Annotated in this window: 14 protein-coding genes; 8 read left to right on the top strand and 6 right to left on the bottom strand. The window is 59.7% G+C overall.

Going from position 1 to position 16,725, the window contains the following annotated elements; genetic code table 11:
- Positions 1 to 2: 2 nt before the first annotated feature.
- The 6 genes from gyrA to dnaA all read right to left on the bottom strand — a co-directional run bounded on the left by gyrA (position 3) and on the right by dnaA (position 10,340).
- Positions 3 to 2,786, bottom strand: a complete 2,784-nt coding sequence (gyrA, locus tag AC1AV0_RS04590) for a DNA gyrase subunit A (protein WP_476571533.1) — start codon at positions 2,784 to 2,786, stop codon at positions 3 to 5.
- 157 nt (positions 2,787 to 2,943) lie between these two features.
- On the bottom strand, positions 2,944 to 4,974 hold the full coding sequence (gyrB, locus tag AC1AV0_RS04595) for a DNA topoisomerase (ATP-hydrolyzing) subunit B (RefSeq protein WP_476571646.1): 2,031 nt from the start codon (positions 4,972 to 4,974) through the stop codon (positions 2,944 to 2,946).
- 301 nt (positions 4,975 to 5,275) lie between these two features.
- Positions 5,276 to 5,743 (bottom strand): DciA family protein, encoded by a 468-nt coding sequence (locus AC1AV0_RS04600; protein ID WP_476571535.1) that lies wholly within the window; start codon positions 5,741 to 5,743, stop codon positions 5,276 to 5,278.
- On the bottom strand, positions 5,740 to 6,918 hold the full coding sequence (gene recF / locus AC1AV0_RS04605; protein ID WP_476571537.1) for a DNA replication/repair protein RecF: 1,179 nt from the start codon (positions 6,916 to 6,918) through the stop codon (positions 5,740 to 5,742). Before recF ends, AC1AV0_RS04600 begins: the two co-directional genes overlap by 4 nt.
- 4 nt (positions 6,919 to 6,922) lie before the next feature.
- On the bottom strand, positions 6,923 to 8,047 hold the full coding sequence (gene dnaN, locus AC1AV0_RS04610) for a DNA polymerase III subunit beta (RefSeq protein ID WP_476571539.1): 1,125 nt from the start codon (positions 8,045 to 8,047) through the stop codon (positions 6,923 to 6,925).
- A 793-nt stretch (positions 8,048 to 8,840) separates the two neighbouring features.
- Positions 8,841 to 10,340: a chromosomal replication initiator protein DnaA gene (dnaA, locus tag AC1AV0_RS04615; RefSeq protein WP_476571541.1), complete on the bottom strand. Its 1,500-nt coding sequence runs from the start codon at positions 10,338 to 10,340 to the stop codon at positions 8,841 to 8,843.
- Positions 10,341 to 10,669: 329 nt separating this feature from the next.
- On the opposite strand from dnaA, the gene rpmH reads away from it, so the two are divergent.
- The 8 genes from rpmH (at position 10,670) to AC1AV0_RS04655 (ending at position 16,551) form a co-directional block, all read left to right on the top strand.
- Complete coding sequence (gene rpmH, locus AC1AV0_RS04620; RefSeq protein ID WP_007054596.1) at positions 10,670 to 10,804, top strand: 50S ribosomal protein L34; 135 nt, start codon at positions 10,670 to 10,672, stop codon at positions 10,802 to 10,804.
- 23 nt (positions 10,805 to 10,827) lie between these two features.
- Positions 10,828 to 11,178 carry a ribonuclease P protein component gene (gene rnpA / locus AC1AV0_RS04625; protein WP_476571543.1) on the top strand — a complete coding sequence of 117 codons (351 nt, stop codon included), beginning with the start codon at positions 10,828 to 10,830 and terminating at the stop codon, positions 11,176 to 11,178.
- A complete protein-coding gene (gene yidD, locus AC1AV0_RS04630) occupies positions 11,175 to 11,477 on the top strand; it encodes a membrane protein insertion efficiency factor YidD (protein WP_476571545.1) in 303 nt (100 codons plus the stop codon). Before rnpA ends, yidD begins: the two co-directional genes overlap by 4 nt.
- Positions 11,478 to 11,488: 11 nt before the next feature.
- A complete protein-coding gene (gene yidC / locus AC1AV0_RS04635; RefSeq protein WP_476571547.1) occupies positions 11,489 to 12,493 on the top strand; it encodes a membrane protein insertase YidC in 1,005 nt (334 codons plus the stop codon).
- Positions 12,494 to 12,665: 172 nt separating this feature from the next.
- On the top strand, positions 12,666 to 13,223 hold the full coding sequence (locus AC1AV0_RS04640; RefSeq protein ID WP_476571549.1) for a Jag family protein: 558 nt from the start codon (positions 12,666 to 12,668) through the stop codon (positions 13,221 to 13,223).
- A 68-nt stretch (positions 13,224 to 13,291) separates the two neighbouring features.
- Positions 13,292 to 13,957, top strand: coding sequence for a 16S rRNA (guanine(527)-N(7))-methyltransferase RsmG (gene rsmG / locus AC1AV0_RS04645; protein ID WP_476571551.1), 666 nt, complete (start codon positions 13,292 to 13,294; stop codon positions 13,955 to 13,957).
- A gap of 267 nt (positions 13,958 to 14,224) precedes the next feature.
- Complete coding sequence (locus tag AC1AV0_RS04650) at positions 14,225 to 15,169, top strand: ParA family protein (RefSeq protein ID WP_476571648.1); 945 nt, start codon at positions 14,225 to 14,227, stop codon at positions 15,167 to 15,169.
- Positions 15,166 to 16,551 (top strand): ParB/RepB/Spo0J family partition protein, encoded by a 1,386-nt coding sequence (locus tag AC1AV0_RS04655; RefSeq protein ID WP_476571553.1) that lies wholly within the window; start codon positions 15,166 to 15,168, stop codon positions 16,549 to 16,551. Before AC1AV0_RS04650 ends, AC1AV0_RS04655 begins: the two co-directional genes overlap by 4 nt.
- Positions 16,552 to 16,725 lie beyond the last annotated feature (174 nt).

The raw sequence follows: 16,725 nt of genomic DNA on the forward strand, positions 1-16,725 counted from the left end.
GATTATTCGGCGCTTTCCGGGTTGTTCACATTCTCAGCAGACTCGTTCTGCCCAGAAGAGGTAGATGCGGTGGATTCCGCAGCGTCCGCCGTGTCCGTGGACTCCGTGGCACCCGTAACATCCGAAGCATCCGTGGCTGCAGAGGCTTGCGTCGACTGCGTACCCGCCGCCGCATCGGCCGAAGCCGCGGCATTGGCCTCGTCATCAACGTCCTTCTCCGCGTTCAGCGCGATGGAGATGATCTCGTCGCCCTTGTCGGGCTTGGCCAACGTCACGCCCTGGGTGTTGCGTCCGGTGCGCTTGACCTCGGCCACATCGGAGCGGATCACCTTGCCGGACTTCATGATGGCCATCACCTGATCGTCTTCCGAGACGACCAGCGCGCCAACCAGTGAGCCGCGGCCCTCGGCCAGCTGCACGGCCTTGACGCCGAAGCCGTTGCGGCCCTGCAGGCGGTACTCGCTGATGGCCGAGCGCTTGGCGAAGCCCTCGTTGGTCACCACAAGCAGATCCTTGTCGGTTTCGCCCCAGACCACATCCATGGCCAGCAGCTCGTCGCCTTCGCGGAACTTCATGCCCTGCACACCGGCGGTTTGGCGTCCCATCGGGCGCAGCTGGTCGTCGTCGGCGCGGAACTTCAGGCTCATGCCGAGCTTGGAGACGAGGATGATGTCGTCCTCGGCGTTGCACAGCTGGGCGCCGATCAGCTCGTCGGCGTTCTCGCCGTTCTCGTCGGCCATCAGACGCACGGCGATCAGGCCGCCCTGACGCGGCGAATCATATTCGGCCAGCGCGGTCTTCTTGATCTTGCCGCTGCGGGTGGCGAGCACCAGATACTTCGTCACCTCGTAATCCGGAATCGACAGCACGGTCTGAATCGTCTCGTCGGGCCCGAACTGCAGCAGATTCGCCACATGCTGGCCCTTGGAGTCGCGCGATCCCTCGGGCAGCTCATACGCCTTGATGCGGTACACGCGGCCCTTGTTGGTAAAGAAGAGCAGCCAGTTGTGCGTGGAGGTGAGGAAGAAGTGGTCCACCACATCGTCCTCGCGCAGGCGCGTGCCCTTGATGCCCTTGCCGCCGCGATGCTGGGCGCGGTATTCGTCGGCCTTGGTGCGCTTGATGAAGCCGGAGTGCGTGACGGTGACCACCACGTTCTCCTCGGCGATCAGGTCTTCGACGTTCATCTCGCCGCTGAACGGCAGGATCTTGGTGCGGCGTTCGTCGGAATACTTGGCCACGATCTCGTCGAGCTCGTCGCCGATGATCTTGCGCTGGCGTTCCGGCTTGGCGAGAATGTCGATGTAGTCGGCGATCTTGCGCATCAGCTCATTGTGCTCGTCTTCGATCTTCTCGCGTTCGAGCGCGGCGAGACGGCGCAGCTGCATGGACAGAATCGCGTCGGCCTGGATCTCGTCCACACCGAGCAGTTCCATCAGGCCGGTACGCGCGGTTTCCACATCCTTGGAGGCGCGGATCAGCGCGATGACCTCTTCGATCATGTCGAGGGCCTTCAGATAGCCCTGCAGAATATGGTCGCGCTCCTCGGCCTCGCGCTTCAGGTACGCGGTGCGGCGGGCGATCACGTCGAGCTGGTGGTTCACCCAGTGGCGGATGAACGCGTCCAGGCTGAGCGTGCGCGGCACGCCGTCGACCAGCGCGAGCATGTTCGCGCCGAAGGTCTGCTGCAGCTGGGAATGCTTGTACAGGTTGTTGAGCACGACCTTCGGCACGGCGTCGCGCTTGAGCACAAGCACGAGACGCTGGCCGGTACGGCCGGAGGTCTCGTCGCGCATGTCGGCGATGCCTTGGATCTTGCCGTCGCGCACGGCCTCACGGATGGAGACGACGAGGCGGTCGGGGTTCACTTGGTAGGGCAGCTCGGTGACGACCAGGCACATGCGGCCCTTGATCTCCTCCGTGTTGACCACAGCGCGCATGGTGATCAGACCGCGGCCGGTGCGGTAGGCCTGTTCGATGCCCTTATGCCCCAGAATGGTGGCACCGGTGGGGAAGTCCGGTCCCTTGATGCGGGCGATCAGCGCCTCGAGCAGCTCCTCGCGGGAGGCGTCGGGGTGGTCGAGCGCCCAATGCACGCCGTCCGCCACCTCGCGCATGTTGTGCGGCGGGATGTTGGTGGCCATGCCGACGGCGATGCCGGACGAGCCGTTGACCAGCAGGTTCGGGAAGCGCGCGGGCAGCACGGTCGGCTCCTGCGTCTTGCCGTCGTAGTTGGGCACGAAGTCGACGGTGTCCTTGTCGATGTCGCGCACCATCTCCATGGAGAGCGGCGCCATACGGCATTCCGTGTATCGCATGGCGGCGGCCGGGTCGTCGCCGGGGGAGCCGAAGTTACCCTGGCCGTCGACCAGCATATTGCGCATCGACCAGCTCTGGGCCATACGCACCAAGGTGTCGTAGATGGCGGAGTCACCGTGCGGATGGTACTTACCCATCACGTCGCCCACAACGCGCGAGCACTTGTTGTAGCCGCGGTCGGGGCGGTAGCCGCCGTCGTACATCGCGTACACCACGCGGCGGTGCACGGGCTTCATGCCGTCGCGCACGTCCGGCAGGGCGCGTTCGACGATGACGGAGAGGGCGTACGCCAGGTAGGATTCGCGCATCTCCTTCTGCAGGTCGGTGGGCTGGATGCGCTCACCGGTCATCAGACCGTAGTCCGTGTTGTCGGCCTCCTGCGGACTCAAGGGTTCCAGCGAACCGTCCGGCACGGGCTGTTCGGCGGCGTTCGACGCGATGCCGTCATTGGTGGTTTCGTCTGCCAAGGTGTTTCCTCCATGGGTGGAGTGGGATTCGATTATTACGTTTTCTGTGGTTATGTTTTGTTACAAGGCTGGCTCCGCTGGCACGGGAGTCCACTGGACTCCCTCTTCGGCCAGCTCGCGCGTGATCGCTTATATCTTTCCGAAGGAAAGATTGCGATCACGCATCAATAAAGCGAGCATCGTGGGCGTTGCGCTGGATGAACAGGCGGCGTGGCTCCACTTCGTCGCCCATCAGCATGGAGAAGGTCTCGTCGGCCGCGGCGGCGTCTTCGATGTGAATCTGCTTCAGAATGCGGCGTTCGGGATCCATGGTCGTCTCCCACAGCTCCTGGTAGCTCATCTCGCCCAGACCCTTGTATCGCTGGATGCCTTCGCCCTTGGGCAGCTGGCGGCCGGCGGCCTTGCCCTCGGCGAGCACGCGGTCGCGCTCCTTATCGGTGTAGACGAAGTCGTGCGCGCCCTTGGTCCACTTGAGGCGGTAGAGCGGCGGCATGGCCACATACACGTAGCCGGCGGTGATCATCGGCCGCATATAGCGGAAGAACAGGGTCAGGTTCAGCGTGGCGATATGGGCGCCGTCCACGTCGGCATCGGCCATGATGATGACCTTGTGGTAGCGCACCTTGGAGATGTCGAAGTCCTCGCCGTAGCCGCCGCCGACCGCGGTGATCAGCGATTCGATGGTGTCGGACTTCATCATGCGGTCCAGGCTCGCACGCTCGGTGTTGAGGATCTTGCCTCTCAGCGGCAGGATGGCCTGGGTGATCGGGTTGCGGCCCTGGATGGCGGAGCCGCCTGCGGAATCGCCCTCCACGATGAACAGCTCGCACTCCTCCGGGTTGCTCGACTGGCAGTCCTTGAGTTTGTCGGGCATGCCGGCGGATTCGAAAATCGACTTGCGGCGCGTGTTCTCGCGGGCCTTCTTGGCGGCCAGTCGCGCGCGCGAGGCCTCGATGGCCTTCTGGATGATGTTCTTCGCTTCGCCGGGGTGGGCGTCGAACCAGTCGCCGAGCTTGTCGGTCATCACGCGCTGCACGAAGGTTTTCGCCTCGGAGTTGCCGAGCTTCGTCTTGGTCTGGCCTTCGAACTGCGGGGTGGTGAGCTTGACGGACACCACGGCGGTCAGGCCTTCGCGTACGTCGTCGCCGGAGAGGTTCTCGTCCTTCTCCTTCAGAATGCCTTTTTCGCGAGCGTAGCGGTTGACCAGCGAGGTGAGCGCCGCGCGGAAACCCTCCTCGTGGGTGCCGCCTTCGGTGGTGGAGATGGTGTTCGCGAAGGTGTGCACGGCCTCGGAGTAGGCGGTGGTCCACTGCATGGCGATTTCCGCGGAGATGCCAAGCTTCAGGTCCTCGGCCTCGAAGCTGATGACCTCCGCCTCGACCGGGTTGGATTTGCGCGACTTGACCAGGTAGTCCACGTAATCCTGGATGCCGTTCATGTACTGGTAGGTCACGGACTGGTGGAGTTCCTCGACGACGTTCTCGCCGTCGCCGGTCACCTCGTCGCCGGCCTGGTCGGCCTGGCGCTCGTCGGTGAGGCTGAGCTTCAGTCCCTTGTTGAGGAAGGCCATCTGCTGGAAGCGCGAACGCAGCGTCTCGAAGTCGTAGACGGTGGTTTCGAAGATCTTCGGATCGGCCCAGAAGGTCACGGTGGTGCCGGTGGATTCGCCCTCGGCCATCGGTTCGCCCTTCTTCAGGCGGGCGGTGGGCTTCTGGTCGATGTAGGTCTGCGTCCAGTGGAAGCCCTGGCGGCGCACCTCGATGTCCACGCGGGTGGAGAGGGCGTTCACCACGGAGATGCCCACGCCGTGCAGGCCGCCGGACACCGCGTATCCGCCGCCGCCGAACTTGCCGCCGGCATGCAGCTTCGTCATCACGGTCTCCACACCGGAGATGCCCTCACCGGGCACTTCGTCCACCGGGATGCCACGGCCGTCGTCAACCACGCGGATGCCGTTGTCGGGCAGAATCGACACTTCGATGTGGCTGGCGTATCCAGCCAGCGCCTCGTCGACGGAGTTGTCGACGATCTCATACACCAGATGGTGCAGACCGCGCGGGCCAGTGGAGCCGATGTACATACCCGGTCGGATACGCACGGCCTCAAGGCCTTCAAGCACGCGCAAATCGGAGGCGTCGTAATGCTCGGGAGTCATGGACTCGTCGAGTTCCCCTTCTTTGAGCTCCATAGTGTTGATGTGTTCGGTGGCAGCGTTCAGTTCGTCTTCTTTGCTTGCCGCTTGTTCCTGCGAATCCGCCACAGGTTATCCTTCCTGCCTTCATATGAAGGGTTATCACCAAGGCATCCCGCCCCAGAACGCACAAAATCGGCCCTCAGAGCGTTTTACCCATACTGCGTGATATTCTACTCGTCCGTGGGGACGTTGCCATTACAGGCCCGTTTTCATCGTAAGCCTTGTATACAAACCCTTTTCGGGTGATTTCGGCGGCGTTCAACCGCGGTATGAAAAGGTGGATTCCGCCGCTGGCTTAGCGCACCCACCGACGCTTGAATTGCGTGCTGGCAGGTCCGGTGACTTTGATTTCGCGCACGTCGAGTCCAGCGAGACGTTCGCGCACGGTGTCGGTGAGTTGAGGGATGAGATAGGTCAGCTGCGTGGCCCATACGCCGGTTTCGGCTCGGATGACGAGCACACCGTCGACGAAGCTGGCGACCTGCGAATGCCGGGCGATGTTCTCCCCGACCACCTGATCCCAATGGTTACGCAGTTTGGCGACCATCAGATTCGTATTCCATGCGGGGTCGCCGCCGATCTGCGCGAGCACGGCGCCCAATCCTTTGGGATCGCGTCCCGCCTTGCCGAAATTCTCCCAGGCCTCCTCGCGTCGGCGTTGGCGGTCGCGCAGCAGTTCGCCTCGTTTGACCAAGCGCTCGAACACCTGCGCGGGGAGTTTGCGTTCGTCAAGATTCAGGCTTTTCGCCACCGGCGGCTTCATTGCATCGCCTGCCCTTCGGAGGGCTGTTCTTCATCCGCATCGTCGCCGACCAGTGCCGCCACATCGATCACATTGGCTTCGGCAAGCTCGGGCATATCGCTGGCCGCGGCGACGGTGATCAGCACCTGCTCCCGCCCGGCGGCGAATTCCATGATCTGGTTGCGTCGATGTTCGTCGAGCTGGGCGAACACATCGTCGAGGATGATGATCGGCGTGACTTCGGTGGTCCGCGCCACGGTTTCGAACAGCGCCATTTTCAGCGCCAACGCCATGGTCCACATCTCGCCGTTGGAGGCGTATTCGCGGGCGGCCATGCCGTTGAGTTCCAACGCCAAATCGTCGCGCTGCGGGCCGATCAGGTTCACACCGCGCGCCACCTCGCCCGGGTAGATGCGTTGGAAATGCTCGCTGATATGCGGCCCCGGCTCGTCGAAGGCCAGCACCTCGTCGAAGGAAGGAGCGTAGCGTAATGCGGCCTCTTCGGTTTCGCCGGCCAGTTCGGCGTAGATGCGCGCGAATGGCCTGGCCAGTTGCTCAACTACCGCTTGGCGGCGTTTGGTCAGTTCCACGCCGGCTTCGATGAACTGTCCGGTCCAGATCTCCAACCCGGCCAGCGCCGCGTCGCGCATACTTATGCCCACACCGTCCGGCCCGGAGGCGTTGCGGTCGCCCAGCTGTTTGAGCAGGGTGGCCCGCTGTCGGCCGATTTTCGTGAAGGTTTGCGTCAACGCCGCGTATCCGGGCGAGAGCAGCACACCGGCTTGGTCGAGAAAACCGCGGCGGGTGGCCGGGTCTCCCGCCACCATGCGCTGATCCTCCGGAGTGAAGGCGACGCATGGCACGCGCCCGACGATGTCGCGCATATACACGCTGGCGCCGCCGTTGACGCGCCCACGGTTCGCGCCGCGTGAGGCGATGGTGATCTCGTAGGTGGTGGTGCGGTGCTCATCCTCGACATTCGCGCGCACCACCGCGCTGGTCTGCCCCCGTTCAATCAACGGAAGGGAGGATGAGGCGCGGTGGCTGCCCCCCGTGGAGAGTACCTCCACCGCTTCGACGATATTCGTTTTTCCCAATCCGTTCCGCCCTTGCAACACGTTCACTCCGGGCTTGAGATCCAGTACGCACTGGTGCCAGGAGCGGAAGCGGTCAAGGGCGAGACGGGAGATATGCATGGGTTTAGTTGTTGAAGCGCATCGGCACCAGCAGGTAGCGGTAGTCCATGGATTCCTCGGAATCGGCCTCCTGCTGGCCGTTGAATTCGACGGGCTTGACCGCGGTGGTCATCTTCATGCGCACGAAGGGTTCGCTGATCGCGTTGAGGCCTTCGATCAGATAGGAGGGGTTGAACGCCACGGTGATGTCGTCACCGTCCATGTCGATGTCCAGCGTTTCGGTGGCCTGGGCCTCGTCCACTGCGCCGGCCGACAGGGTGAGCTCCTGGCCGGAGAAGACCATGCGGATCGGGGCGTTGCGCTCGGCGACCAAGGCCACGCGCTTGATGGCGCCGATCAGCGACTGCTTGTCGATGATCGCGTGGATCGGATATTCGTCGGCGAAGAGACGGTCGACCGCGGGGAATTCGCCGTCGATCAACTGCGAGGTGGAGACGCGGCCGGCGTTCTCGAAACCGAGCAGCGAGGGGTTCTCCGCATCGAAATCGATGACCACGTTCTGGTGTTCGTTCAGCGAACGGGCGATGTCGCGCAGCAGGGAGCCGCGCACCAGCGTGGTGGTGGTCGTGTCCGCGTTCTGCGGAGTCCACGAGAAGCTGGCGCGGGACAGGCGGAAGCGGTCGGTGGAGGTCATAACGACCTTATCGCCCTGGAATTCCACGCGCACGCCGGTGAGCACCGGGCGGTTCTCCTCGCGCGAGACGGCGACGGAGGCCTGGGCGATGGCCTGCGTGAAGGTGGGGGCGTCGACCTGGCCGAGCTTGTCCGGAACGGTCGGCAGATCGGGATATTCCGTATCGGGCATGAGCTGCAGGGTGAACGTCGACTTGCCGGAGCTGATGGTCAGCGTGGCGTCGGAGGTTTCGAGATAGGTTTTCTCGCCGGCCAATGACTTGGTGATGTCCGCGAGCAGTTTGCCCTGCACGAGCACGGAACCGGCTTCGTCGATACCGGCCTCGATGTGGTCACGGGCGGAGATTTCGTAGTTGAAGGCGCTCAGGCGCAGCGCGCCGTCGGCAGCCTCGATACGGATGCCCGCGAGGATCGGGTTCGACGGACGGGAGTCGATGACGCGGGTGGTCCAGGCCACAGCTTCGGCCAGTGCCGCGGAATCGATTTCGACTTTCATGATGCCTCGTTTCGCTTCGATGGTGCTGTGGAACATTCTAGCCATGGGCTGGGCAAGTCAGGAACGTTCGGTGGGCGGGACTGTTGTTGCGATGGTGATGAATTCTTAAGCACGGTAAGTAGTCACAACAATAAGGGCTGTGGATAGTGTGGATAAGTGGCTGCTTGCGGCTGTTCGCAATGGCTTGCGCGAGGTTCGGCATTGTGGATAACTCCTGTATAGAATGTGGATAAGTAGGCGAGTTATCCACCGCGGATTATCCGAGGTGGAGTTATCCACATTCGAGACGAAGTCATGCACGAGTTATCCACACTAATTCATGGGGTATTCCACGAGTTATCCGCCGAGTTTACCCACATTTGTGAATAACCATGTGGATAACTTTTCTCGTGTGAGGGTCGAATCATCGGCGTGTTGCGACGAAAATGAGAAGCGAATCGGCCCTTCGTCGAGCACAATCCATCCAGGAAACGAAAAAAGCCTGTTTTTCGTCTGTGAAACGGATTCTAAGAGATTCGCAGGCGAATGGAATTTCTCGTCGCGTTCAGAGGACCATTTTCAGGCATCCCGAGCAAGCATTCTTTAGTGGAACGATCTGATGTTATCTTGTGGAGATGCTTCGACTTCGCTCTTCGAGCTCCGCTCAGCATGACGAATAACAACCAATGTCATTTTGAACGGAATGTTTTCCGTCATCCTGAGCGGAACGAAGTGGAGTCGAAGAATCTCAAGTAACAATCACCCTGAGTTTCTCGAATCATGCCTTGCATGTCTCGCTCAGGAAAGAAAGCGACTATTCGCCGGAATGCTGCTTCAAACGCATGGTGAGCTCCATAACGTAGTTATAGACCTCGGGTTTCTCCTGCATATCTGTGCTGATGCGGTTGTAGGCGTGCATCACCGTGGTGTGATCCTTGCCGCCGAACACCTGGCCGATGTCAAACAGGCTCATACTGGTCATCTCACGTGAGAGATACATGGCGATCTGCCTGGCCAACGCCACGTTCTTCGTGCGCGCGCGCCCGACCAAATCGTCGAAGGTGAGATGGAAGTACTTGGCGACCTGCCCGATGATGTCGGCTGGTTTGATCTCCACGTCGGTGGTGAAGAAATCCTGCAGCGTCTGCTCGGCCAGAGGCCGGGTGACGGGCTGGTTGCTTAAGGAGGCGACCGCGGAGACGCGGGTGAGCGCGCCTTCCAGCTCGCGGATGTTCTCGGTGAAGCGCTCCGCGATCAGATCAAGCACATCGTTGGGGATTTTCGACCCGTTGATCGATGCGATCATACGCAGAATAGCGATGCGCGTCTCCAAATCCGGCGGCTTGACGTCCACGGTCAGACCGGATTCGAAGCGCGAGATCAGACGGGCCTCGAAACCTTTGAGGTTCTTCGGCGCCACGTCGGAGGCGATCACGATACGCTTGTTCGCCTGATGCAAGGCGTTGAACGTGTGGAAGAACTGGTCGAGCGTGGCTTCCTTATTGCCCAGGAACTGGATATCGTCAATCAGCAGCACGTCGACCTGGCGGTAGCGCCGATTGAACTCGTTGATCTGACCCTGGTTCTTGCTCGGATCCTGCAGCGCTTCGATGAATTCGTTGGTGAATTCCTCGCTGGTGACATATCGCACCTTCAGCGAAGGGTCCTTGACCAGCGCGTAGTTGCCGATGGCGTTCAACAGATGGGTTTTGCCCAAACCGGAACCGCCGTAGATACACAACGGATTGAAATCCTGGCCCGATCCCTCGGCCACGGCCTGCGCCACGGTTCTCGCGAAGCGGTTGGAATCACCGGGCACGAAGGAATCGAAGGTGAAGTTCTTATTGAGATGGGTTTCCGGATCGCGCTCCACCTTATGACCCACCGAATACCGCGGTTGTGGTTGCGGTTCGGGTATGGCGGCAGACTGTTCCGGCATCGACTGCGCCGATCCGAAGGGATCGTGGCCCATGTCGTCGACCGTGGGCGAGGCGCTGATGGGGAACGGCGTGTCGAGACGAGGTTCGGGTTCCGCTTTGGGTGGCGCCACTTTGAACGCGGGGAACATATCCTGTCCGGTGGCCAGCTTCAACGCGCTGAGCAAAGGGTCGTTCAATTCGCCCTGCAGCGCGGACAGCGTGGCGTTGTTCTCCACACACAGCACGATGGTCGGTCCGAACACACCCTCGGCGACCACACCCTCCAACCATCCGCGGTGACGGGGGGTCAGCGACGGCTTGGCCTTCATAATCGCCAGTACATCCGACCATATACGCGCCGCTTCGACAGCGGGGTCATTCGGCTGATCTGCCATAGTGGCCCTTCCTCTCGAAGCAGAACATGAAGTATGCAGTAATACAGTAGGCTATGTTTACTCTTTTTTTGTCGAGTTATCCACCGGCGCGCGTGTTGGAATAGCCCAAATGTGAATAACATTCGTGTAATTTGTGGATAACTTTCCTCGCCGTTGTGGCGGTTTTTCAACGAAACCGCAACCCATACCCTTTTAGGGACCCCTAAAGAAATGTGAACGACCTGTCTGGGATTTTGACTTCAGGGCAGGGGTAAGAGTACCTTGGTAGAGCTTGACTCACGTGAGAGCCGCGCGTAAGCGTGGCTGAATGACCTAGGAGACTAAGAACCATGAAGAGGACCTTCCAGCCGAACAACCGTCGTCGTCACATGAAGCACGGCTTCCGCCTGCGCATGCGCACCCGTTCCGGCCGCGCTGTGATCAACCGTCGTCGCGCCAAGGGCCGCAAGTCCCTCTCCGCCTGATCCGTTCGGTTCGGCACACTCAAGTGGAGCGGCTGAAAAGCCATCGTGACTTTGTCACCGTACTCAAACGGCGTCGTAAAGTAGCCCGGAACGATATCGTCGTGCACTTTCTGGTGCGCGACGATTCCAGTTCGTTGCAGGAGCGGCGTTTGGGTCTTGCGGTGGCCAAGTCGGTTGGCAATGCGGTCGCCCGCAATGCGGTGAAACGTCGTTTCCGCGTACTGGCCCGCCAATACGAGAACGAGCTGCCCGAGCGATGCGATGTGGTGATGCGCGCCAAACCTTCGGCCGCCGCCGCATCCTTCCAATCGTTGGATGAGCAGGTGCGTTCCTCATTCGCCGCCATCGCCAGAAAGACGGTGGACGCGCGATGAGCACGGCGGCGCAGCAGTTGATTCGGGCAGTGCGTTGGTATCAACGCCACTGGTCGGCCAACCGTGCCGTGCCGTGTTGCAAGTATTACCCCAGTTGCTCCAACTACGCGATCGAAGCGTTGCAGCGATATGGCGCATGTCGGGGCGGCCTGTTGGCGGTGCTGCGACTGTTGCGTTGCAGACCGTGGAGCCGCGGCGGTATTGACGATGTTCCCCAACGGTATTCCGTGTTCTATCGGTTCCGTTGGTCGAAAGCCCACGAAGAGCCACGATTGACGCCGTTACCGGTTGATAAGTAGAGGATTCCATCATGAATACAGATCAATTCCTTCTGGATAGCGGCTTTTGGGGCTGGCTGTACAAAATTCTGACCCCGGTCGAATGGCTGATGACCCAGATTATGGATATTTTCCATAATCTGCTGGTGGCCATCGGCATGAATCCCATCGGTTTCTCCTGGGTGCTGTCGATCATCTTCCTGGTGCTGGTGGTGCACGCCTGCATCTTCCCGATCTACTACAAGCAGATGCTGTCGATGCGCGCGATGCAGGCGATCCAGCCGAAGATGCAGCGCATCCAGAACAAGTACAAGGGCAAAACGGATCAGGCCAGCAAAGAGGCCATGAGCCGTGAGACCATGAAGCTCTACCAGGACAACAACGTGAACCCGGCCGGCTCCTGCCTGCCGATGCTGGTGCAGGGCCCTGTGTTCATGTGCATGTTCTACACCCTCTCGGCGATTCCCTATATCGCACAAGGCAAGCGTGACGCGCTGGGCGCCTTCGATGTCGAGACGGCGCAGCAGTTCTCGCAGACCACGGTGTTCGGCGTGAACGTCACCGACACCTTCAACAGCTCCGCCGTGCACGGCAAGATCATCATCGGCATCTTCGTGCTCCTGATGTGCGCCTGCATGTGGTACATGCAGTTCAACAATATGAAGCGCAATATGGCGCCGAGCGTCGGCAACAAGCAGACCGAGACCATGCAGAAGATGATGCTGTGGGTGTTCCCCGTGATGTACATCTTCTCCGGTGTGGTGATGCCCTTCGCCGTGTTGGTCTACTGGTTGACCAACAACATCTGCAACCTTGTGCGTTCCATGTGGCAGGTCTATGCCTTCCCGACTCCCGGTTCGCCGGCCGCCCAGGCCAAGGAAGTGCGCGACCACAAGCGTGAGAACGAGAAGCGTGCCCGCACCGGCCAGCCCTCTCTTGAAGAGGAAGCCTTGATCAAGGCCAAGGAAGAGGCCGAGCGCAAGTTGGTTGAAGGCTATCAGCGCCAGCAGCCGCAGCGCAAGCGCAAGAAGAAATGACTGTGATATGGCCGCCGAGGTAATCGGCGGCCATGACTCTATAACTGAATATCGATCCTGATGATGTTTCACGTGAAACATCATGTGTTCCGCGGGAGTCGGCATCGTCGAATCCGGAACGCGACTAGACTGAAATGCTATGGACTTGACCGCCGCATAAAGGAGTATTGATATGGCTCAAGATGACGAGAGGACGATTGATCAGCTCAATGACGAAGCTGATATCGCCGCGGATTATTTGGAAGGCTTGCTCGACATCGCCGATTACGAGGGCGATATCGAGATGGGCGTGCGCAACGGACGTCCGATGGTGCAGATCGTCGCCGATGACGATACCGACATCAAGCATCTGATTGGAAGCAATGGCGAAGTGGTGGATGCTCTGCAGCAGCTCACCCGTCTTGCCGTGCAGCAGAAAACCGGCGAGCGTTCGCATCTGATTGTGGACGTCGACGGTTTCCTGAAGCGTAAGCGTCAGCGTCTGCGTGATATCGCGCTGGATGCCATCGATGAAGTGAGGGAGACCGGAGAGCCGGTCGACCTGAAGCCGATGAATTCCTTCGAGCGCAAGGTCGTGCATGATGTGGTGCGTGACGAGGGACTGAAGTCCCGTTCCCATGGCGAGGAACCGCGACGCTATGTCACCGTGTATCTCAAGAACTCCGCCGATGCCGCCGAAGCGGTCGACGATATCGTCGATGAGCCGATTGACGACTCGGTCGAGGAGTAAGAAGTTTCACGTGAAACATCGAGGGAGTCATTGACTCCCTCTTTTGCTGAATATCAGAAGGGGGCACCATGGCCGATCAACTTGATGCTTCGCCGATACTTGAGGAAGTGTTGGGCGAAGCATTGCCGGCGATGAGAATGTTTCACGTGAAACTTACCAACGAAGGTGAGCCGCGAGGTCTGATCGGCCCTCGGGATATCGATATTCTGTGGGAACGTCATATCCTCAATTCCGCGGCCATCGTACCGTTTGTGCGTGAGGCGACCGCCGGACGATCCAACGCCACGATTGCCGATATCGGCAGTGGCGGCGGATTCCCCGGCATCGTCGCTGCGGCCTGTCTTCCCGAGTGTCGTTTCACTTTGGTCGAACCGATGGAACGACGTGTGGAATGGCTGAAGGAATGCGTGGACGAATGTGGCTTGCGGAATGTGACCGTGGTGCGCGCCCGTTCGGAAGAAGTGATTGCCGATGTCCGCAAACATCGCGCCCGTCCGTTTGATGTGGTGACCTGTCGCGCCGTCGCGCCGATGACGAAACTCTCGGGTTGGACACTGCCATTGTTGAAACCGCATGGGCGTCTGGTGGCTTTGAAGGGACGCTCGGCTCAGGTGGAACTCACCAAAGCCTCGCAGGAGATCGCACGATTCGGAGGTCTGCGTCCTCGTGTGGTGGAGGCACCTGTGGGGGAGGGACTCGAGCCTACGCACGTGGTGCTCGTGGATAAGCGGTGATTGAGTTATCCACATTTCATCACATTGAAAAACTTATCCACATTTTTGAACGGTGTTGTCCACCGTGTGTAAACCATTGAAAAATCAACGATTATAAGAAGGGGATTTCGAGATTTCCGAGCGTTATGACAAAGTTATCCACAGTTATCCACATTTCTGTGGATAACTGTGGATAGTGGATTGCCATGTCCATACGCATAGGAACACTGGAACAAGTCCCATGGTCAAGGAGGTACGATGACTGGCTCGCATGATACGTCGAAGCCGATGGAATCAGCGTCGGATACGTTGCAACGTATCTTCGATAGCAACTCATCGTCGGTGGGCATGCAGATGGCTGAGGAAACCTCGCGCTATGCCGCGCTGAAGAACACCACATTCCCACTCCCTGCCCGAACCCGTCGTATCGCCGTCGCCAATCAGAAAGGTGGCGTGGGCAAAACCACCTCCACGGTGAACGTCGCCGCATCGCTTGCCGACAATGGCGCGCGCGTGCTGGTGATTGATATGGATCCCCAAGGCAATGCCTCCACGGCGTTGGGGATAGACCATGCCTCGGGAAATCCATCGGTATACGAGGTACTGGAGGGACGTCTGCCCATGGCGGATGTGGTGGCCACCTGCCCGCAATTGCCCACGTTGGATGTGGTGCCCGCCTCCATCGATCTCAGCGGTGCGGAATTGGAAGTGGCTGACCTGCCGAACCGCAACACCCTGCTGAAAGAGGCGCTGGACGAATACCTCGACAGCACCGATACGCACTATGACTATGTGCTTATTGACTGCCCGCCCAGCCTGGGACTGCTGGTAATCAACGCCATGTGCGCGGTCACCGAAATGATGATCCCCATTCAGGCGGAATACTACGCTTTGGAGGGATTAGGGCAGCTGATCAACACCATCGGCTTGGTGCAGCAGCATTTCAATCCCGTCCTCTTGGTATCGACTATGCTGATCACCATGTTCGACAAGCGGACATTGCTCAGCCGCGAAGTGTTCGGTGAAGTGAAGGGACATTATCCCAACATCGTGCTCGATGCGACGATACCGCGAACGGTGAAGATATCCGAGGCGCCAAGCTTTTCGCAAAGTGTGGTGACCTACGATCCCAAAGGTATGGGTGCCATCTCCTATGGTGAAGCGGCACTGGAAATTGCACGTCGTTCCCCGAGTGTGCTGGAAGCGATCGATGCGAGGAGGAATAACGCATGACTTCGAAATCCCGACTTGGCAAAGGCCTTGGCGCGCTGTTCCCGGCACTGCCCGGAGAGAATCCAACGACCGCAGCGGCGGTGCCTGCCGAGCAGTTTGCCGTTGAACCCGCGACCGTTGATCGCACGGTGAAGAATACGGACGAACAGCAGGAATCGTCGGCGAAAAAGGTCTCCAAGGAGACTCCTTCCTCGAAGGTTGCGCGTTCCAAGCGCGCCTCGATGCCCGCGCTCGATGAGATCGCCCATCCCAGCGATCTGTTCTTCGGCACTGCCGACAGCGCGACGGAGTCCGATGCGGCCGCACCTGATGGAAAATCCGCGGCCACGATATCCAAAACCAGCGCGAAAGCAGCCAAGCGCTCCGCGAAAAAGACTGCTGACGACGGCGCACAACCATCCATCGATGATGTTTCACGTGAAACATCGAAGAAGGATACAGTTAAAAACGACGCAGCTGAGGCTGAAGAGCTTGAGCTGAAGCCCGTCGAAGGCGGCTACTTGGCTGAATTGCGCCTCAGTGACATCGGACCTAACGTGCATCAGCCGCGTACGGTGTTCGATGAGGACGATCTGAACGAACTCGCCGCATCCATCACCGAAGTGGGTGTGCTGCAGCCTATAGTGGTGCGTCGTCGCCCGGCCAATCAGATCGCCGATGTGCAGGAAACCAACGAATCCGGCAACCCCTTTGCCGGGCGGATGGACAGTCCCTATGAGTTGATCATGGGCGAGCGTCGATGGAGGGCCTCGCAACTGGCGGGTCTGGAAACCATTCCAGCCATTGTGAAAACCACCGCCGACGATGACATGCTTCGTGACGCTCTGCTGGAGAACCTGCATCGAGTGGCGCTGAATCCTTTGGAAGAGGCCGCGGCCTATCAGCAGATGATCGACGAATTCGGTCTGACGCAGGCGCAACTGTCCAAGTCGGTATCCAAATCGCGTCCGCAAATCGCCAACACCTTGCGTCTGCTGAATCTGCCTGTGGTGGTGCAGAAAAAGGTCGCCGCAGGTGTGCTCAGCGCGGGGCATGCGCGTGCGCTGCTGGGATTGAGTGACATCGAGGAAATGGACAAGCTTGCCACGCGCATTATCGCCGAGGGACTCTCCGTGCGCAGCACGGAGGAGATCGTGGCGATGAAGATTTCGGCGGGGGAGCAGCCTAAGAAGGTGAAAACCAGCAAAACCAATCCTTGGGTCGGTTCCGCTGTCCAGCAGAGCCTGGAGAACCATTTCGAGACCAAGGTGGCCATCAAAGGCACTGCCAAGCACGGTCGCATCGAAATCGTGTTCTCTTCCCCGGAGGATATGGACCGCATCCTCGCGCTCCTCGTCCCTGGAAGCGAAAACGCTTCTTCTTCCGAATCCCAGTGGGTGTAATTCTCTGCTCAATCCTAGCGTTAGGCTGGCGGCATTCTTTGTCGTCAGCCTTTTTCATTGCCTCCTGATGGATTCGGCAAACCAGTTCAAGTGAGGCACACAACGAATGTGACCACATGGTTCGTGTTTCATAACAGAAAGTATCTCTTGACAGTGGAGCCCGCCTTGCATTCC

The organism is Bifidobacterium sp. LH_558, from assembly GCF_056356295.1.

What these genes read in the sequence shown, in the direction of transcription:
- dnaN (WP_476571539.1), bottom strand. Translation starts at nt 8,047, where the DNA reads ATGAAAGTCGAAATCGATTCCGCGGCACTGGCCGAAGCTGTGGCCTGG.
- gyrB (WP_476571646.1), bottom strand. Translation starts at nt 4,974, where the DNA reads ATGGAGCTCAAAGAAGGGGAACTCGACGAGTCCATGACTCCCGAGCAT.
- AC1AV0_RS04650 (WP_476571648.1), top strand. Translation starts at nt 14,225, where the DNA reads ATGGAATCAGCGTCGGATACGTTGCAACGTATCTTCGATAGCAACTCA.
- rpmH (WP_007054596.1), top strand. Translation starts at nt 10,670, where the DNA reads ATGAAGAGGACCTTCCAGCCGAACAACCGTCGTCGTCACATGAAGCAC.
- AC1AV0_RS04655 (WP_476571553.1), top strand. Translation starts at nt 15,166, where the DNA reads ATGACTTCGAAATCCCGACTTGGCAAAGGCCTTGGCGCGCTGTTCCCG.
- recF (WP_476571537.1), bottom strand. Translation starts at nt 6,918, where the DNA reads ATGCATATCTCCCGTCTCGCCCTTGACCGCTTCCGCTCCTGGCACCAG.
- AC1AV0_RS04600 (WP_476571535.1), bottom strand. Translation starts at nt 5,743, where the DNA reads ATGAAGCCGCCGGTGGCGAAAAGCCTGAATCTTGACGAACGCAAACTC.
- rsmG (WP_476571551.1), top strand. Translation starts at nt 13,292, where the DNA reads ATGGCCGATCAACTTGATGCTTCGCCGATACTTGAGGAAGTGTTGGGC.
- yidC (WP_476571547.1), top strand. Translation starts at nt 11,489, where the DNA reads ATGAATACAGATCAATTCCTTCTGGATAGCGGCTTTTGGGGCTGGCTG.
- AC1AV0_RS04640 (WP_476571549.1), top strand. Translation starts at nt 12,666, where the DNA reads ATGGCTCAAGATGACGAGAGGACGATTGATCAGCTCAATGACGAAGCT.
- yidD (WP_476571545.1), top strand. Translation starts at nt 11,175, where the DNA reads ATGAGCACGGCGGCGCAGCAGTTGATTCGGGCAGTGCGTTGGTATCAA.
- dnaA (WP_476571541.1), bottom strand. Translation starts at nt 10,340, where the DNA reads ATGGCAGATCAGCCGAATGACCCCGCTGTCGAAGCGGCGCGTATATGG.